This window comes from Deltaproteobacteria bacterium, from assembly GCA_028818775.1.
Taxonomy (GTDB): Bacteria; Desulfobacterota; Binatia; order UBA9968; family JAJDTQ01; genus JAJDTQ01.
Genome location: JAPPNE010000140.1, coordinates 34,677 through 51,195 on the forward strand (window position 1 = coordinate 34,677; position 16,519 = coordinate 51,195).

Annotated in this window: 15 protein-coding genes; 11 read left to right on the forward strand and 4 right to left on the reverse strand. The window is 66.5% G+C overall.

Going from position 1 to position 16,519, the window contains the following annotated elements:
* Window positions 1–34: 34 nt before the first annotated feature.
* Complete coding sequence (locus tag OXU42_15220) at window positions 35–1,075, forward strand: hypothetical protein (protein ID MDE0030739.1); 1,041 nt, start codon at window positions 35–37, stop codon at window positions 1,073–1,075.
* Between the two features lie 69 nt (window positions 1,076–1,144).
* Window positions 1,145–2,182 (forward strand): hypothetical protein, encoded by a 1,038-nt coding sequence (locus OXU42_15225; protein MDE0030740.1) that lies wholly within the window; start codon window positions 1,145–1,147, stop codon window positions 2,180–2,182.
* A 107-nt stretch (window positions 2,183–2,289) separates the two neighbouring features.
* Here OXU42_15225 and OXU42_15230 read toward each other — a convergent pair whose 3' ends face one another.
* From OXU42_15230 to nrfD, 4 genes are all read right to left on the reverse strand, one after another.
* A complete protein-coding gene (locus tag OXU42_15230; protein MDE0030741.1) occupies window positions 2,290–2,805 on the reverse strand; it encodes a tripartite tricarboxylate transporter TctB family protein in 516 nt (171 codons plus the stop codon).
* Window positions 2,806–2,807: 2 nt separating this feature from the next.
* Window positions 2,808–4,307 carry a tripartite tricarboxylate transporter permease gene (locus OXU42_15235; GenBank protein ID MDE0030742.1) on the reverse strand — a complete coding sequence of 500 codons (1,500 nt, stop codon included), beginning with the start codon at window positions 4,305–4,307 and terminating at the stop codon, window positions 2,808–2,810.
* A 71-nt stretch (window positions 4,308–4,378) separates the two neighbouring features.
* Window positions 4,379–7,204 carry a molybdopterin-dependent oxidoreductase gene (locus tag OXU42_15240; protein ID MDE0030743.1) on the reverse strand — a complete coding sequence of 942 codons (2,826 nt, stop codon included), beginning with the start codon at window positions 7,202–7,204 and terminating at the stop codon, window positions 4,379–4,381.
* Window positions 7,205–7,279: 75 nt separating this feature from the next.
* A complete protein-coding gene (gene nrfD, locus OXU42_15245; protein MDE0030744.1) occupies window positions 7,280–8,815 on the reverse strand; it encodes a polysulfide reductase NrfD in 1,536 nt (511 codons plus the stop codon).
* A gap of 99 nt (window positions 8,816–8,914) precedes the next feature.
* On the opposite strand from nrfD, the gene OXU42_15250 reads away from it, so the two are divergent.
* The 9 genes from OXU42_15250 to mnhG all read left to right on the forward strand — a co-directional run bounded on the left by OXU42_15250 (window position 8,915) and on the right by mnhG (window position 16,511).
* Window positions 8,915–9,826 carry a CoA transferase subunit A gene (locus OXU42_15250; GenBank protein MDE0030745.1) on the forward strand — a complete coding sequence of 304 codons (912 nt, stop codon included), beginning with the start codon at window positions 8,915–8,917 and terminating at the stop codon, window positions 9,824–9,826.
* A 269-nt stretch (window positions 9,827–10,095) separates the two neighbouring features.
* Entirely contained in the window at window positions 10,096–10,851 is a 756-nt protein-coding gene (locus tag OXU42_15255) for a CoA-transferase (GenBank protein MDE0030746.1), read from the forward strand.
* A 30-nt stretch (window positions 10,852–10,881) separates the two neighbouring features.
* Window positions 10,882–13,176 carry a putative monovalent cation/H+ antiporter subunit A gene (locus OXU42_15260; protein MDE0030747.1) on the forward strand — a complete coding sequence of 765 codons (2,295 nt, stop codon included), beginning with the start codon at window positions 10,882–10,884 and terminating at the stop codon, window positions 13,174–13,176.
* Complete coding sequence (locus tag OXU42_15265; protein MDE0030748.1) at window positions 13,173–13,598, forward strand: Na+/H+ antiporter subunit B; 426 nt, start codon at window positions 13,173–13,175, stop codon at window positions 13,596–13,598. The genes OXU42_15260 and OXU42_15265 overlap by 4 nt, the downstream gene beginning before the upstream one ends.
* Window positions 13,598–13,942, forward strand: a complete 345-nt coding sequence (locus OXU42_15270; GenBank protein MDE0030749.1) for a Na+/H+ antiporter subunit C — start codon at window positions 13,598–13,600, stop codon at window positions 13,940–13,942. The genes OXU42_15265 and OXU42_15270 overlap by 1 nt, the downstream gene beginning before the upstream one ends.
* Window positions 13,939–15,438 (forward strand): Na+/H+ antiporter subunit D, encoded by a 1,500-nt coding sequence (locus OXU42_15275; GenBank protein MDE0030750.1) that lies wholly within the window; start codon window positions 13,939–13,941, stop codon window positions 15,436–15,438. Before OXU42_15270 ends, OXU42_15275 begins: the two co-directional genes overlap by 4 nt.
* Complete coding sequence (locus OXU42_15280) at window positions 15,435–15,908, forward strand: Na+/H+ antiporter subunit E (protein MDE0030751.1); 474 nt, start codon at window positions 15,435–15,437, stop codon at window positions 15,906–15,908. Before OXU42_15275 ends, OXU42_15280 begins: the two co-directional genes overlap by 4 nt.
* Window positions 15,905–16,174, forward strand: coding sequence for a cation:proton antiporter (locus tag OXU42_15285; protein ID MDE0030752.1), 270 nt, complete (start codon window positions 15,905–15,907; stop codon window positions 16,172–16,174). Before OXU42_15280 ends, OXU42_15285 begins: the two co-directional genes overlap by 4 nt.
* Complete coding sequence (gene mnhG / locus OXU42_15290; GenBank protein ID MDE0030753.1) at window positions 16,164–16,511, forward strand: monovalent cation/H(+) antiporter subunit G; 348 nt, start codon at window positions 16,164–16,166, stop codon at window positions 16,509–16,511. The genes OXU42_15285 and mnhG overlap by 11 nt, the downstream gene beginning before the upstream one ends.
* The last annotated feature ends 8 nt before the right edge of the window (window positions 16,512–16,519 follow it).

Genomic DNA, 16,519 nt, shown 5'->3' on the forward strand with positions numbered 1-16,519 from the left:
GGTCCCGAACATCGGCAGAAACCTGGAGGTAACAATGAAGGCAGTATTGGGTCTCGTGACGCTCGCGTTGTTTTTGTTCGGAGCAGGCTCGGCAGCGGCGGCCGACTTCTACGAGGGCAAGAAGATCCGGCTGATCGTCTCGTCCTCGCCCGGCGGCGGCAACGACACCTACTCGCGGTTGCTGGCGCGCCACATCGGCAGGCACATTCCGGGCAACCCGACGATCATCGTGCAGAACATGCCGGGAGCCGGCGGCGTCCGCGCGGCCAGCTACATCTACAACAAGGCCAGACGCGACGGCACCGTCATGGAGCAGATCAACTGGGGGGTGTGGAACTGGCAGGTGGTGGGCGACAAGGCTCGCGGCAGCCAGTTCGACTTCAACAAGATGCAGGCCATCGGCGTGATCGTCATCGAGAACGGCCTGCTCTACAGCCGCAAGGACCGTTTCAAGACGCTGGACGAGATCAAGAACTCGGGCAAGCTGGCCCGGGTCGGCATCAGCGGCAACCAGTCCAGCGGATTCGTGCTCGGGAACATCGTCGAGAAGCTGCGCGGCGAAAAGCTGTTCGAGTACGTCTTCGGCTATCCCGGCGCGCGCCAGTACAGCCTCGCGTTCCGGCAGGGCGAGGTGGACGTCTCGGGCAACGTGACCTCTTCGTTCATGGATCAGCTCGGGGACATGTGGAAGGCGGGGGACATCATCATGCTCGCCCAGACCGGCACGGTGGAGGGCAAGAAGAGTCCGGAGTTCCCCGACGCGCCGTTGCTGGAGGACATGGCCAAGACCGAGAAGCAGAAGAATCTGGTGCGGGCGACCTTCCTGCTCTCGCGCTACGGACGTCCGTACGCCATGCCCCCCGGAGTTCCCGCGGACCGCGTGGCGCTTGTGCGCAAGGCTTTCGACAACACCATGAAGGACCCGAAGTTCCTGGCCGAGGCCAAGAAGCTGAAGCGGCCCGTGAGGCCGACGAGCGGTCCAGCCCTTCAGAAGATGTGGAAGGATTCGCTTGGCGCTTCACCGGAAGACAAGGCCATCGTCAAGCAGATCTTCAATCCCCCCGGCAAGAAGTAAGACAGGATGCTTGATGCAGGGTTCGTGCGTGACGAACCCTGCAGGATTTCTCAAAGCTGGGAGGTTACCATGCGGACTGTATTGAGTCTCGTGATGCTCGTGCTGCTCCTGTTCGGCGCGGGCTGGGCAGGGGCGGCGGATTTCTACGACGGCAAGAAGATCCGCCTGATCGTCTCGTCATCGCCGGGCGGCGGCAACGACACGTACTCGCGGTTGCTGGCGCGCCATCTCGGGCGCAACATTCCCGGAAACCCGACCATCATCGTGCAGAACATGCCGGGAGCCGGCGGGGTCCGGGCGGCGAGCTATCTCTACAACAAGGCGCGGCGCGACGGCACGGTCATGGAGCAGATCAACTGGGGGGTGTGGAACTGGCAGGTGGTGGGGGACAAGAGCCGCGGCGGTCAGTTCGACTTCAACAAGATGAACGCCGTCGGCGTGATCGTCATCGAGAACGGCCTATTCTACACCCGCAAGGACCGGTTCAAGTCGCTGGATGAGGTCGAGAAGTCGGCCAAGCCGGCCAGGGTCGGCATCAGCGGCAATCAGTCGGGCGGATTCGTGATGGGCAACATCATCGAAAAGCTTCGCGGCAAGAAGCTGTTCGAGTACGTCTTCGGCTACCCCGGCGCGCGCCAGTACAGCCTGGCGTTGCGGCAGGGGGAGGTGGACGCCTCGGGCAACGTGACGTCGTCGTTCCTGGATCAGCTCGGGGACATGTGGAAGGCGGGGGAGTTGGTCATGATCGCGCAGACCGGTACGGTGGAAGGCAAGAAGGCCCCGGAGTTCCCCGACGCGCCTTTGCTGGAGGACATGGCCAAGACAGAGAAGCAGAAGAACCTCGTGCGCGCGACCTTCCTGCTCTCCCGCTACGGGCGTCCGTACACCCTTCCTCCGGGAGTCCCGGCGGAACGGGTCGCGCTCATCCGCAAGGCCTTCGACGCCACCATGAAGGACGAGAAGTTCCTGGCCGAGGCCAAGAAGCTCAAGCGGCCCGTCAACCCCACGAGCGGCGCGGACTTGCAGAAGATGTGGAAGGACTCGCTCAACGCCTCGCCGGAAGACAAGGCGATCGTGGCGCAGATCTTCAACCCCAAGGGGAAATAGCAGCGCCGGTCCGAACCGCCTTGTGTTGAAACAAAAGGGCGCCGGGGACATCCGATCCCCCGGCGCCCTTTTTGTCTTGAGAGAGCGGGAACGATCCGGCGCGGCCGTCACCCCAGCCAGGGCATGAGGCTCTTGAGGAAATTCTCGGGCCCGGCAATGAGCGGCTCAAGCCAATGGATGTGCAGGATCTGATCGAAAACGCCGACGAAGAAGACCAGCATGCCGCCGGTGAGCCAGAGCGTCAACGGCCAGCCCTCCCTGGCCTGGTACTTCAGGTACAAGAGGGTGAACACCGGTACCGTGATGAAGAACCCGAACAGCAGAATGCTGAAGAACATGCCCAGGAGCCACGCCGCAAAGGTCAGCCCGGCCGCTGCCACCTCGGCCGTGGACATGGTCCAGTCCACCTGCAGGTCGCCGGTTTCCCGCTCCTGGCTCGCGGTTGTCCTCATGCTGCGGTAGCCGTCCATGACCAGTTGGATCAGCGCCATCACCAGGACCGGCACGCCGACGGAGCGGGGAAACAGGCCCGTGCCCAGTGGCCAATCCTTGGCGGTGTAGACCATGCCGGCGGCGACCAGGGCGACGAACAGAGTGAACACCAGCGAAGGTGTGACGCGCATGGCTACTCTCCCTCCCCCGTGATTCCCGTGAGCTGCCGGACCTTACGCTCCTGCTTGACGCTGTAGTAGATGGTCGCGATGGTGACCGCGAGCACCACCAGGACCAGCGGCCGGATGAGAAACGCGGCGCCGTAGGCACGGACGGAAATGAAGAGGTACCGCTCGATGAGCCCGCCCAGCAGAAATCCCAGGAGCAGCGGCGGCCGGGGCCATCCGCACCGTTTCATGATCCATCCCAGCAGCCCGAAGAGCAGCACCGTCACCAGGTCGAAGATGCTGGCGGTGGCTTGATAGGCGGCGAGGAACACCACCACCGTCACCAGCGGCGCCAGGATGTTGATCCGTACCGAAGAGATCTTGGCGAGCTGGTTGGTGAAGCAAAGCGCGATGACCGTGGCCATGATGTTGGCGATGGCCGTGCTCCACACGATGGAGTAGGTGAGATCCAGGTGCTCGTTCAGCATGGAGGGGCCCGGTTGCAGGCCGTGGATCATGAAGGCGCCGATGAGGAGCGCCATGGATGCACTGCCGGGAATGCCGAAGGCCAGCGTGGGCACCAGGGCGCCGCCCTGCTTGGCGTTGTTGGCGCTTTCCGGGGCGATGACGCCGCGGACGTCGCCCGAGCCGAAGGTCAGGGCGGCGTCCTTGCACGTAGACTTGGCGTGTCCGTAGGCGAGCCAGTCCACCACCGCGGAGCCCAGGCCCGGGATGATGCCGACCCAGGTGCCCAGGAAGGCGCAGCGGAGCATCAGCCACCAGTTGGCGAAGACGTCCCGGATGCCGTGCCCCACGCCCTTCATGGCCTGTTTGGGCACGCTGCTGATCTGCTTGCCCTCGATCACCATGTCCGCCAGCTCGGGCAGCGCGAAGATCCCCAGGCTCACCACGATGATGTTGAGACCGTCGAACAGGTAGAGCGAATCGAAGGTCCAGCGCAGGAGCCCTTCCTGCTTGTCGATCCCGATCATCGACAGCAACAGGCCCATGCCGCCGGCGACGATGCCCTTGAGGGGGACGCGGCCGCTCAGGATGGCGACCATGGAAATGCCCATGATGCCCAGGGAGAAGAGCTCCGGCGCGGCGAACAGGAGCACGAGCGGCTTCAGAATGGGAATCAGCATTCCCAGGATGACGGCACCGACGACGCCGCCCAGGAGCGACGAGAAGTAGGCGGCGCCGAAGGCCCGCCCCGCCTCCCCCTTGCGGGCCATGGGGTGGCCGTCCAGGATCGTGGCCTGGGAACCCACCGTTCCCGGAACCGCGAACAGCACCGAGGGGATGGTGTCGGTGGTCACCGGCACCGAGGAGAGGGCCACCAGCATGGCGATGGCCGCGGTCGGGTCCATGTCGAACGTGAACGGCAGCAACAGTGCCAGGCCGACGACGCCGCCCAGTCCCGGGATGGCTCCCAGCGCCATGCCCACCACGACTCCGAAAGTTATGAAGAGAAACCGTTCCACGCTGAACAGCGCGGTCAGGCCATCGGCCATTGCTTCGAACACGTGACGCTCCTGGTTCGTGTATTGGAGCCCAAGTTTATAGATGAAAAATCAGTATTTCTGAACAGTGGGGCTCACGGCTTGTATTCATACGCCTCGGCCGCCGGCTTGTACGCCCGCGGCAGCCACAGCGGGCGGCGCAGGTTCTGCGGCCCGGGCGCCGGCCGGGTCAGCTTGAGCCAGCGCTTGTACACCTCGTGCGACTTGTTGGTGTCGACGAAGATGTCGCCGTAGCGGTCGTCTCCCGTGGGCCTCTCCACCCGCACCTTCTGGTGCCAGCAGTGCTGTCCGCTGATGTTGTCGGGCTGCACCGGGAAGGTCAGGTTCTGATGCACCCCGGCCTCCTGCCACCATACCCGGCCGGAGTCCTTGTCGGCGCTCTCGAAGGGCTGGACGCCGTGGACCTGCCGCATCATCCACTGGCCCGGCGCCAGTTGCTCCAGGTTCACCAGGGCGGTGGCGAAACGGCCGCCGCCGGTTTCCTCCTTGAGGCGCCAGCGCCCCAGGTGGTGCGAGCACGCCACCACGCCCGGGCGGATGCCCTCGGTGACCCACACCCGGTCCACGAACCAGCCGATCTCGGTGTGCACCTTGACGAGGTCGCCGGTGCCGACCCCGAGGCGTTCGGCGTCGCTCGGATGCAGCCACACCGGGTTCTTGTGCGAGATCTCGTAGAGCCACTTGGCGTTGGCCGAGCGGCTGTGGATCAGCGTGGGCAGGCGGAAGGTGGGCAGCAGCAGCATCTCGCCCTTGGCGGCGTCGATGTTGGAGCGGTGCACGTGGCTCTTGATGTAGCCGGGGTAGCGGTGCTCCGGCCACTTCCAGTCCTTCAGCGTCGCGGAATAGAACTCCATCTTGCGCGACGGCGTGGGGAAGCCGGCGTAGCCCTTGCCGTCGACCTCCACGCCGATGACGGCGCCGCCCTTGGAGACGACCCTGGTGACCGGGTCCACCGCGGCCTCGGCCATGTCGGCTTCCTTGATCTCGTTGGCGTGGCTGCTGTAGATGTTCTCGGCCACCAGGAAGGCGCCGTAGCGGCGCATGTACTCCAGCGGCGAGATGTTTTCCCTGGCCGCGGCTTCAGGCAGTCCCGGCACGCTGTTCTCGAACATCCACTGGTAGTACTCGGAAACCGTGAGCTTCTCGCCCGGCCGGTAGGGCGACTCGAAGTACTTGCGGATGCCCAGGGAGCCGTCGGGGTCGATGCGCCAGGACAGCTCGATCCAGAACTCGTCCTCCTCCCATACCTCGCCGAGCCCGGCCTCCGCGTGCGCTTCCCAGGTGGTGTCGAAGGTCTTGCCCCGCCGCTCCAGCGCCACCCGCAGCACCGGCTGGCGGAAGCCGATCCAGCGCGCCGAGTGAGTCTCCTGGCTCATGAGGTCGTGGCGCTCGGACGCCAGCCCCATGGGCAGCACGTAGTCCGCGAACCACGCGGTCTCGCTCCAGGTGGGCGTCAGGCACGCGTGGCGCTCCACCTTGGCCTCGTCGCTCAGCATCTCGATCCAGCTCATGCCGTCCGGGTTGGTCCACACCGGGTTGTAGACCCGGGTGAAGTACACCGCCAGCTTGCCCCGGCCCTCCTTCACCAGGTGGGGCAGGAGAAAGCTCATCTCGAAGAAGGCCAGCGGGTATTCGGGCGGGTACATGAGCGTGTTCCACACCTTGGCCGGCGGCGGCATCATCGGCGGCGCCGGGATGAACTTGTTCCAGGCATTGGGGGTCGTGCCCCCGGGAGTGCCCACGGCGCCCGCCAGCACCACCAGGAACTCCAGCGCCCGCGCCACTTCCCAGCCGCCCAGGTTGCCGGCGGCGGCGTTGCGCCACACGTGGGTGGCCAGGGCCGAGCCGGCGCGGGCTACCTCGTGGGCGACTTCCACAATCATCGCCGCGTCCACCCCGGACTCGGCCGCCGCGAACTCCGGCGTGTACTGTCCGTAAAGGGTCTTCAGCTCCTCCTCGAACCGTTCGAAGGTCTGCGGGGCGTCCGGATGCTCCTGGCGCAGGAACTGCTCCCAGTTGACCCACTTCCTCACGAACTCCCGGTCGTAGAGGCCTTCCTGCAGCAGCACGTTGCAGATCGCCAGCAGCACCGCGGCTTCGGTGCCGGGCCAGGTGGGGAGCCAGTAGTCGGCCTTGGACGCGGTATTGGACAGCCGCGTGTCGATGACGGCGACCTTGGCGCCGCGCTCCTTGGCCTCGATGATGCGCTGGGCGTGAGGGTTGAAGTAGTGGCCGGTCTCCAGGTGCGAGCTCAGCAGCAGCATGAAGCGCGCGTTGGCGTGGTCGGGCGAGGGGCGGTCGATGCCGCACCAGAAGGCGTAGCCCGTGCGCGCGCCGGCGGAGCAGACGTTGGTGTGGCTGTTGTGGGCGTCGATGCCCCAGGCGTGCATGATGCGCTGGTGGTAGAGCAGCTCATGCCCGGGCCGCCCCACGTGGTACATGATCTCGTTGCGCCGGTCCTCCTCCAGGGCCTTGCGAATGCGCCCGGCCATGTCGTCCAGCACCTCGTCCCAGGTGACCCGCTCCCACTGGCCGCCGCCCCGATGTCCCACCCGCTTCATGGGATAGAGGATGCGCTCGGGGTCGTTTACCTGGTTGATGGTGGCCGGCCCCTTGGCGCAGTTCCGCCCCCGGCTGCCGGGGTGTTCCGGATTGCCCTCGAACTTGCGGATCTTGAGGGTCTCCTTGTCCACGTAGGCCAGCAGCCCGCACGCGGCCTCGCAGTTGAAGCAGATGGTGGGGACCAGGTCGTAGCGCCGCTCCACCCGCCTGGGCCACGCCGCCGCGTCGTACTCGGTCCAGTCCAGCCAGCGCTCGCGCGGCGGGAAGTTGCGCAGGCCGCCCTGGGGCGGCTCCAGGTTGGCGGCGTCGGGGCTCAGGGGTTGCGGTTCGTTTTTCATGGAGGTGGATTTCCTAACGGTCTTCGAGGTTCGATGTTCGCCGAAGCCAACGCTTCAACGCGTCGCGCGGTTTTCCTAGCTGAGGGGTACGGATTGGCCGGCCTCGACCCACAGGCTCTCGAACGCCCAGAGTCCGGCGAGGGCCAGCAGCGCGGCCAGAGGGTTCAGGAACCAGGAGGCCTCCGCCTGCGCCCCGGCCCATACGAGGAAGATCACCGGTAGGACGATGCCCACGGCCATGAACAGGCCCCAGAACTTCTCCTTGAGCGCACCGCGGGTGAGCAGTTCGGTGGCGCGCCGCACGTCCTCGCTGATGGGTGTCAGCGCGACCTCTCCAAGCACCAGACCGCCGGTGATGATCAGCGAGACCATGAGCACGGTGGTCAGGGCCGCCATCGCACCGCCGTCGAGTCCGCCGGCGAGGCCCACCAGGATCAGCACGGCGGCGCCGGCGGTGACCGCCTGGACGATGAGGTGCCAGAAGAACAGCGGGCTCTGCCACAGGTCCCGCCCCTTGGCCTGCGCGAACAGGAACGCGGTGTACCCGGCGGCACCGATGCCGAAAACGACGCAGGCCGCCACCACCCATCCGGGCACGGCCGCGCCGCCGATCCCGTACGCGAGCCACACGAGGCTGACCAGCGAGTAGGCCATCAGGATGTAGCCGCCCAGCACCAGCCATGAGCGCGGGTTGGGCTTGGTGAGCAGGTAGTAGAAGCGGTCGGGCCGCTTGAGGTCGAATACGAGAAGGCCTGTGGTGAGGCCGGTGAACACCAGCGCCAGCACCGGGCCCGTGATGTTCAGCAGCGGCCCGTCCTGGAGCCGTCCCAGGACCATCAGCAGCGCCGCCACCAGCAGCACGCCGGCGCCGATGGACTTGGTCCAGAGATAGGCGGCGATCTTCGACCCCCAGGGCCGCGGGTGCGGCACGTCGTAGACTTCGCGCGCGCCGCCGGGGACCGGGCTGCCGTGTCTCGAGGCCGAGAGGGCGTAGAGGTCTTCCCCCGGGTACTTGTCGGCCCAGAAGTGGGTGTCGGCGGTCTCGGTCATGGTGGGCTGGAGCGCGTCCTCCTCCACGCCGACGTAGAAGAGCTTGGGGTGGGTGCCCTTGTGCGGCTTGCGCAGCGACACCTTGCGCGTGGCCACGGTGCGGGAGATTCGGCTTTCCGGGTCGTCCAGATCGCCCGACAGGATGGCCTGGGTGGGGCACACCACCTCGCACGCGGGCTGCAGCCCCAGCTCGACGCGGTGCGCGCAGAAGTTGCACTTGGCCGCGGTGTTGTGGTCGGGGTCGATGTACAGGGCGTCGTAGGGGCAGGCCTGCATGCACGACTTGCAGCCGATGCAGCGGTCGTTGTCGAAGTCGACGATGCCGTTGGGGCTGCGGTAGAGCGCCACCGTGGGACAGATCTCGATGCACGGCGCGTCGTCGCAGTGGTTGCACCGGAGCACCGCGAAGTGGCGGCTCGTGGCCGGGAAGGCCCCCTTCTCGATGTACTTCACCCAAGTGCGGTTCACCCCCACGGGCACGTCGTGCTCGTCCTTGCACGCCACGGTGCAGGCGTGGCAGCCGATGCAGCGGTCCTGGTCGATGACGAATCCGTAACGCATGAAGTCCCTCCAAAGCGGGTATATATCCGCCGGAACTCGGGACAGTCAAACCGCCATGCGGCTTGCTTGACCGGGGCCAACCCGCTAGAACCCTCTGCCATGCCCAAGCTCCGCAGCCTCAGAGACGCCATCGCCCAGGAGGTCGAGGACGGCATGTCCGTGTTCATGGGGGCGGCTCTGGAGTCGCTGATTCCCTTTGCCGCCGGTTACGAGATCATCCGTCAGCGCAAGCGCGGACTGACGCTGATGACCACCATCTCGGACATGCAGTTCGACCAGCTCATCGGCGCGGGGTGCGCGGACAAGGTGTGCGGTGCCTGGGTGGGCAACGTGGCGGCGGGCCTCGGGCACAACTACCGGCGCGCGGTGGAACGCGGCGAGCCGGGGCCGCTGGCGGTGGAGAACCATTCCAACTTCTCCATGGCCCTGGGCCTCAAGGCGGCGGCCATGGGCGTGCCGTATCTGCCCACAAGAACACTCATGGGCAGCGACTTCGGGGAGGAGGCTTCGTTCGCCGGCGTGCGGTGTCCGTTCACCGGAGAGCGCTTGCTGGCGGTGCGGGCGGTGAAGCCCGACGTTGCGATTCTGCACGTGCAGCGGACCGACGAGGAGGGCAACGCCCACGTGTGGGGCAACCTGGGGGTCACCCAGGACGCGGCCATGGCGGCGGGCAAGGTGGTGCTTACCTGCGAGGAGATCGTGCCGCACGAGGTGATATTAAGCGACCCCAACCGCACGTTGATCCCGGGTTTCCTGGTGGCGGCGGTGGCCTGTGTTCCTTTCGGCTCCCACCCGTCGCCGACCCAGGGGTACAGCCGCCGCGACGACGACTTCTACTTCGACTATCATGCCAAGTCACGGGACCGTGCCGGATTCGAAGAGTGGCTGAACCACTGGGTGCTGGGGGTGGAAGGCCAAGACGGTTATATCGAGCGGCTCGGCACCGAACGGGTCGCGCGCCTCAAACCCGATAGCGACTCCATGGCGGCGCCGGTGAGCTATGGGTACTAGTGCCGCGTTCCAGGAAAGCTCCGATCGCCTGGGAATGGCGTCCTTCGACTTCGCTCCGCTACGCTCAGGACGAACGGAAAGAACTTCCACGCACCGTTCGTCCTGAGCGTAGCGGAGCGTCAGAGGAGCGAAGTCGAAGGGCCATTGAATCGCGGCGCTGGGAATGCTACCGGGTCTGGATCGGCGGCGGCGGAGGCATCGCGACCCTTCCGTGACGGCCCCGGATTAAGCTTGCCCCGGGTTTGACTTGGGGTCCGGGGTGACGACCCATGGACTACACGCGGCGAGAGCTCATGGTCATTGCAGCGGCGCGCGAGATTCGCGACGGCGAACGTGTCTTCGTGGGCATGCGCCTGCCGTTGCTGGGGTTCGCGGTGGCCAAGGAGTTGCACGCGCCCGCCGCCATCGGCATCTTCGAGAGCGGCGTGGTGCGGGACTGGCCGGCGTTGAAGCCCATCTTCACCATGAGCGATCCGCCCAACGTGGCCGGAGCGCTCTTCTGCTGCGGCCTCATCGAGGTCATGAGCCTGCTCCAGAGCGGGCGCGTGGAGATGGGGTTCATCGGTGGCGCCGAGGTCGATCGCCACGGCAACCTCAACACCCATTGGGTGGGAGACGACGGACGGCGGCTGCGGCTTCCGGGTAGCGGAGGGGCCGCGGACATCGCCACCCTGGCGGGACGGTGCGTCATCATCATGAACCACGAGCGGCGCCGTTTCGTGCCCCGGGTGCAATACATCACCTCCCCGGGTTACGGCGACGGCGCCGGCTGGCGCGAGCGGCGCGGCCTTTCGGGCGGTGGCCCGAGCCGCACCATCACCAGCCTCGGCATCTTCTCCTTCGACCCGGCGACGCGGGAGATGCAGATCGAGACGTATCATCCCGGTGTCACCGTGCAGGAGATCCGGGACGAGACCGATTGGCCGCTGAAAGCGGTACCGGACGTCAGGGAGACTCCGGAACCGTCCCGGGAGGAGATCCTGGCCGTGAGAAAGTACGACCCCGACGGCGTCTGGACATCCTGACGCACGCTACGGACTCCTGATCGAAACACCATGATCTTCGCCGTCCTCTCCGGTTTCGTCCTGGCCCTGCTGGCGCCGACCCTGTATCGGCTGAGCCCGCGCTGGTCGGGTGCCGTCTTCTCGATCTTCCCGGCGGTCCTGGCGCTCTATTTCCTGAGCCACATGGAAGCCGTGGTGGGCGGCGAAGCGGTCCGCGTCGCCTATCCCTGGATGCCGGCCATGGGGCTGGAGCTGTCGTTCAACCTGGACGGCCTCGGGCTCCTCTTCGCCCTGGCCATCACGGTGGTGGGGACGCTGATCATCGCCTACGCCGGCAGCTACCTTCACGGCCACCCGTCGCTGGCGCGCTTCTACCTGTTCATCCTAATGTTCATGGCGTCCATGCTGGGCGTCGTGCTGTCCGACAACCTCATCGCGCTGTTCATCTTCTGGGAGCTGACCAGCGTCACCTCCTACTTCCTCATCGGTTTCGAGCACGACAAGGACACCGCGCGGGCGGCGGCCCTGCAGGCGCTGATCGTCACCGGCAGCGGCGGCCTGGCGCTCATGGCCGGCGTGCTGCTCATGGGGCAGATCGGCGGCAGCTTCGAGATTTCTACCTTGGCCGCGGACAACGCCGCGCTGCAGGGACACCGGCTCTACCCGCTGGTGCTGGCGCTGGTGTTCGCCGGCGCGTTCACCAAGTCGGCGCAGGTGCCGTTCCACTTCTGGCTGCCGTCGGCCATGGAGGCGCCCACGCCGGTGAGCGCCTACCTGCACTCCGCCACCATGGTGAAGGCGGGAGTCTACCTGCTGGCGCGCCTGAGCCCGGTGCTGGGCGGCAGCGACATCTGGCTCTACGTGGTGACGGGCTTCGGCGCGGCCACCATGCTGGCGAGCGCGTACCAGGCGCTCTACCAGACCGACCTCAAGAAGATCCTCGCCTACTCCACGGTGAGCGTGCTGGGCACCCTCACCATGCTCATCGGCCTGGGCGACAAGCTGGCCATCAAGGCGGCCATGGTGTTCCTCATGGCCCACGTGCTCTACAAGGCCGCGCTCTTCCTGGTGGCCGGTTCCATCGACCACGAGACCGGCACGCGCGACATCCGGCAACTCGGCGGGCTGCGCAAGACCATGCCCATCATCTGCGCCGGCGCGGCGGTGGGCGCCCTGTCCATGGCCGGGCTGCCGCCGTTCTTCGGCTTCGTCGGCAAGGAGACGCTCTACGAGGCGGTCACCCACGGCAACCTGCCGGTGACCGTGGTCGCCGTGCTCACCAGCATGCTGCTGTTCGCGGTGGCGTGGCTGGCGGGAATCCGGCCGTTCTCGGGCGCGGAGACCCACACGCCGAAGCATCCCCACGACCCGCCCTGGACCATGTGGCTGGGGCCGGTTTTCCTGGGCTGCCTCAGCGTCCTGTTCGGCCTGGTGCCGGTCCTCCCCGAGGCGCTCCTGTCCGCGGCGGCGGGGTCGGTGCTCGGCAAGCCCGTGAGCTTCCATCTCGCCCTGTGGCACGGCTTCAACGCGGTGCTGGTGCTGAGCCTCGCGACCTTCGGCCTGGGCGTGCTGGTCTACTGGCAACTCGAGAACCTCAAGCGGGTGACCGAGTTCGCGTTGCCCGCGGTGCGTCGCGGACCGTCCCACTGGTACGCGTTGTGGCTGCGCTTCCTGAACTGGTCGGCGGTGGGCCAGACCCGGGTACTGCAGAACGGCTACCTGCGGCTGTATCTCGCCACCATCATGACCGTGACCGCGGTGCTCGCCTGGTACACCTTCCTGACGTACGGAGACGTCGCGGTGGTGGCCATGGACTGGGGCGACATCGGCGTGCACGAGTGGGTGGTGGGGCTGGTGGCGCTGGTGGGCGCCATCGCCACGGTGCGGGCGCAGACGTTCCTGCGCGCGGTCATGGCCCTGGGCGTGGTGGGCTACAGCGTGGCGCTGATCTTCGTGCTCTACGGCGCCCCCGACCTGGCCATGACGCAGTTCCTGATCGAGACCCTGTCGCTGATCCTGTTCGTGTTCGTGTTCTACTACATGCCCCCGTTCAAGCGGTTCTCCAGGCGCGTGGTGATGGTGCGGCATGCGGTGATCGGCACCGCGGTGGGCGCGTTCTTCACGCTGCTGGTGCTGGTGGCCACGTCGGTGCAGTGGCATCCCACCATCTCCACCTACTTCTCGGACAACTCGTACCTGATGGGGCAGGGGCGCAACATCGTCAACGTGATCCTGGTGGACTTCCGGGGCTTCGACACGCTGGGTGAGATCACCGTGCTGGCGGTGGCCGGCATCGGCGTGTACTCGCTCATCCGGTTGCGGCTCGGCAAGGGGAGGGGGTCGTGAACTCGCTGATTCTCAGGACGGCCAGCCGGTTCCTGCTGATCCTGCTGTTCCAGTTCTCCATCTTCCTGCTGCTGCGGGGACACAACGACCCCGGCGGCGGCTTCGTCGGCGGGCTGGTGCTGGCTGCGGCGCTGACGCTTTACGCCATCGCCTACGACGTGCGCTCCATGCGCCGCTTCCTGCCGTGCCGGGCGCAGACCATCATCGCCTGGGGGCTCTTGGCCGCGGCCCTGAGCGGCGTCTTCTCGATGTTCAAGGGGCAGCCGTTCATGACCGGCCAGTGGACGCACGTCTACATCTTCGGCCTGGACCTCCACCTGGGCACGCCGCTGCTGTTCGACATCGGCGTCTACCTGACGGTGGTGGGCGTGGTGCTCATCGTCATCATCAGCCTGGCGGAGGAAGTGGAGGAGGACGACTGATGGAAGCGCTCCTCGCCATCGTCATCGGCGTGCTCTATGCCTCGGGCGTCTACATGCTCATGCGCCGGAGCATCGTGAAGCTGATCATCGGGCTGGCGCTCCTGGCCCACGGCGCGAGCCTGCTGGTGTTCACCGCCGCGGGGCTGACGCGCGCGGTGCCGCCGGTGATCCCCTACGGAGAAAAGGCCGTCACCGGAGTGGCGGACCCGCTGCCCCAGGCGCTGATCCTCACGGCCATCGTCATCAGCTTCGGCGTGCAGGCGTTCGCCATGGTGCTGGCCTACCGCGCGTACCAGACCGTGGGCACGGACGACCTCGACGACATGAAGGCAACGGACACGTGAACTCGCTCATCGTCCTGCCCATATTGCTCCCGCTGCTGGTGGGGGCGGCCTGCGTCGTGGCGTGGCGCTACGTGGCCGCGCAGCGCATCCTCACCCTGGCGGGCAGCATCGTCTACCTCGCGGTCTCCGTCGTCCTGCTCGAACGCGTGGCCAGCGAGGGCATCCAGGCGGTGCAGAAGGGCGACTGGATGGCGCCCTTCGGCATCACGCTGGTGGCCGACATGTTCAGCGCCGCCATGGTGGCCACCACCGGCGTGGTGACGCTCGTGATCGTGGTCTACTCGCTGGGCAGCATGGACCGCCCCCGGGAGGCTTGGGGTTACTACCCGCTGTTCAACATCCTCATCATGGGCGTGTCCGGCGCCTTCCTCACCGGCGACATCTTCAACCTGTTCGTGTGGTTCGAGGTGCTGCTGATCTCGTCCTTCGTGCTGCTGGCGCTGGGAGGCGAGCGCGCCCAGCTCGAGGGCGCCATCAAGTACGTCACCTTGAACCTGGTGGCGTCGGCGTTCTTCCTGGCGGCGGTGGGAATCCTCTACGCCATGGCGGGGTCCCTCAACATGGCGGACCTGTCGGTGCGGCTCGGGGACGTGGCGCAGCCGGGGCTGGTGACCACCCTGGCGATCCTGTTCCTGGTGGCCTTCGGCATAAAGGGGGCCATCTTCCCGTTGTTCTTCTGGCTGCCGGCCTCCTACCACACGCCGCCGGTGGCGATCTCCGGCATCTTCGGCGGGCTGCTGACCAAGGTGGGCGTCTACGCGCTGATCCGCGTCTTCACGCTGCTGTTCCTGAACAACGTCGACTACACCCACACGATCATCCTCTGGGTCGGCGCCATCACCATGGTGACGGGCGTGCTCGGAGCCGTGGCCCAGTACGAGTTCCGCCGCCTGCTGTCCTTCCACATCGTGAGCCAGATCGGCTACATGGTCATGGGGCTCGGGTTCTTCACCCCGCTGGCGCTGAGCGGCACGGTGTTCTTCATCGTCCACAACATCTTCGTCAAGACCAACCTGTTCCTGGTGAGCGGGGTCTCGCACCGCATTCACGGCACCTACGACCTCAAGAAGCTGGGCGGCCTCTACCGCGCCCACCCGTGGGTGGGCATGCTGTTCCTGCTGTCGGCGTTGTCGCTGGCCGGGGTGCCGCCCCTGTCCGGGTTCTTCGGCAAGCTGGTGCTGGTCAAGGCCGGTCTCGGCATCGAGCAGTTCGTGGTGGTGGCCGCGGCCCTGGGGGTTAGCCTGCTGACGCTCTTCTCCATGACCAAGATCTGGGCCGAGGCGTTCTGGAAGCCCTTGCCGGAGGGCACCGAGACGCATGCGCCGGGCGCGGGCATGGGGCTCATGCTGGGCGGCATCGTGACCCTGGCCGTGCTCGCGGTGGTCATGGGCGTGGCCGCGGGACCGTTCTTCACGCTGGCGCAACAGGCGGGCGAGCAGTTGACGAACCCGGCGCCGTACATCGAGGCGGTGCTGCGGGTGAGGGGAGGGTCATGACCGTCCTCTTGTGGAACATCATGCTGGCGCTGAGCTGGGCGGCGTTGACCGAGGAGGTGTCGGCGCTGAACCTCGCCGTCGGTTTCGTCATAGGCTTCGCGATCCTGTACGCGGTGCGCCGGCTGCTGCGGCCGTCGCGGTACTTCGAGAAGCTGTGGCAGGGAGTCCGGCTCGGCTCGCTGTTCGCCTGGGAGCTGCTGCTGGCGAACCTGCGCATCGCCTACGAGGTGGTGACGCCGTCGCACAGCATGAAGCCCGGCGTGGTGGCGATCCCGCTGGACGCGGAGACCGACGCCGAGATCACGTTGCTGGCGAACCTCATAACCCTGACTCCGGGCACCCTGAGCCTGGACGTGTCGGACGACCGGCGCGTGCTCTACATTCACGCCATGTACGTGGACGATGCCGAGGAGCTGCGCCGGTCCATCAAGGACGGTTTCGAGAAACGCGTCCTGGAGTTGCTGCGATGACGACCCTGGCCTTCGTTCTGCTCGGGGTGCTGAGTCTGGGCATCGTGCTGGCGTTCGTCCGACTCCTGCGCGGTCCCAACATCCCGGACCGGCTGGTGGCGCTGGACCTGCTGACCACCGTGGGCGTGGGCATCGCCGCCCTCTACTCCATCGCCTTCGACGAGCCGGTCTACCTGGACGTGGCCATCGTGCTGGCGCTGGTGGCGTTCCTGGGGACGGTGACGTTCTCTCGCTACATCGAGAAATGGGCACACCATGGCGACTGACATCATCTGCGCCGCGTTCATGATCATCGGCACCGCCTTCATGTTCCTGGGGTGCGTGGGCATCCTGCGCATGCCGGACCTGCTCACCCGCATGCAGACCGCCACCAAGCCTCCTACCCTGGGCGTGTTCTGCCTGATGGTTTCCGCGGCGATCTACTTTCCGGAAATCGGCGTCACCATCCGGGTCCTGGCCATCACGCTCTTCGTCTTCCTCACCGCCCCCGTGGCCGCGCACATGATCGGGCGGGCCGGCTACCAGGTGGGCGTCAAGTTCTGGAAGGGGACGGTGATGGACGAGCTGAAGGACAAGTACCGCGGCACGTCCATCGACTCGTGACGGCGGGA

Bases quoted from the DNA above. Each gene is read 5' to 3' on its own strand.
- OXU42_15220 (MDE0030739.1), top strand. From the start codon at position 35: ATGAAGGCAGTATTGGGTCTCGTGACGCTCGCGTTGTTTTTGTTCGGA.
- OXU42_15225 (MDE0030740.1), top strand. From the start codon at position 1,145: ATGCGGACTGTATTGAGTCTCGTGATGCTCGTGCTGCTCCTGTTCGGC.
- OXU42_15230 (MDE0030741.1), bottom strand. From the start codon at position 2,805: ATGCGCGTCACACCTTCGCTGGTGTTCACTCTGTTCGTCGCCCTGGTC.
- OXU42_15240 (MDE0030743.1), bottom strand. From the start codon at position 7,204: ATGAAAAACGAACCGCAACCCCTGAGCCCCGACGCCGCCAACCTGGAG.
- nrfD (MDE0030744.1), bottom strand. From the start codon at position 8,815: ATGCGTTACGGATTCGTCATCGACCAGGACCGCTGCATCGGCTGCCAC.
- OXU42_15250 (MDE0030745.1), top strand. From the start codon at position 8,915: ATGCCCAAGCTCCGCAGCCTCAGAGACGCCATCGCCCAGGAGGTCGAG.
- OXU42_15255 (MDE0030746.1), top strand. From the start codon at position 10,096: ATGGACTACACGCGGCGAGAGCTCATGGTCATTGCAGCGGCGCGCGAG.
- OXU42_15260 (MDE0030747.1), top strand. From the start codon at position 10,882: ATGATCTTCGCCGTCCTCTCCGGTTTCGTCCTGGCCCTGCTGGCGCCG.
- OXU42_15270 (MDE0030749.1), top strand. From the start codon at position 13,598: ATGGAAGCGCTCCTCGCCATCGTCATCGGCGTGCTCTATGCCTCGGGC.
- OXU42_15280 (MDE0030751.1), top strand. From the start codon at position 15,435: ATGACCGTCCTCTTGTGGAACATCATGCTGGCGCTGAGCTGGGCGGCG.
- OXU42_15285 (MDE0030752.1), top strand. From the start codon at position 15,905: ATGACGACCCTGGCCTTCGTTCTGCTCGGGGTGCTGAGTCTGGGCATC.
- mnhG (MDE0030753.1), top strand. From the start codon at position 16,164: ATGGCGACTGACATCATCTGCGCCGCGTTCATGATCATCGGCACCGCC.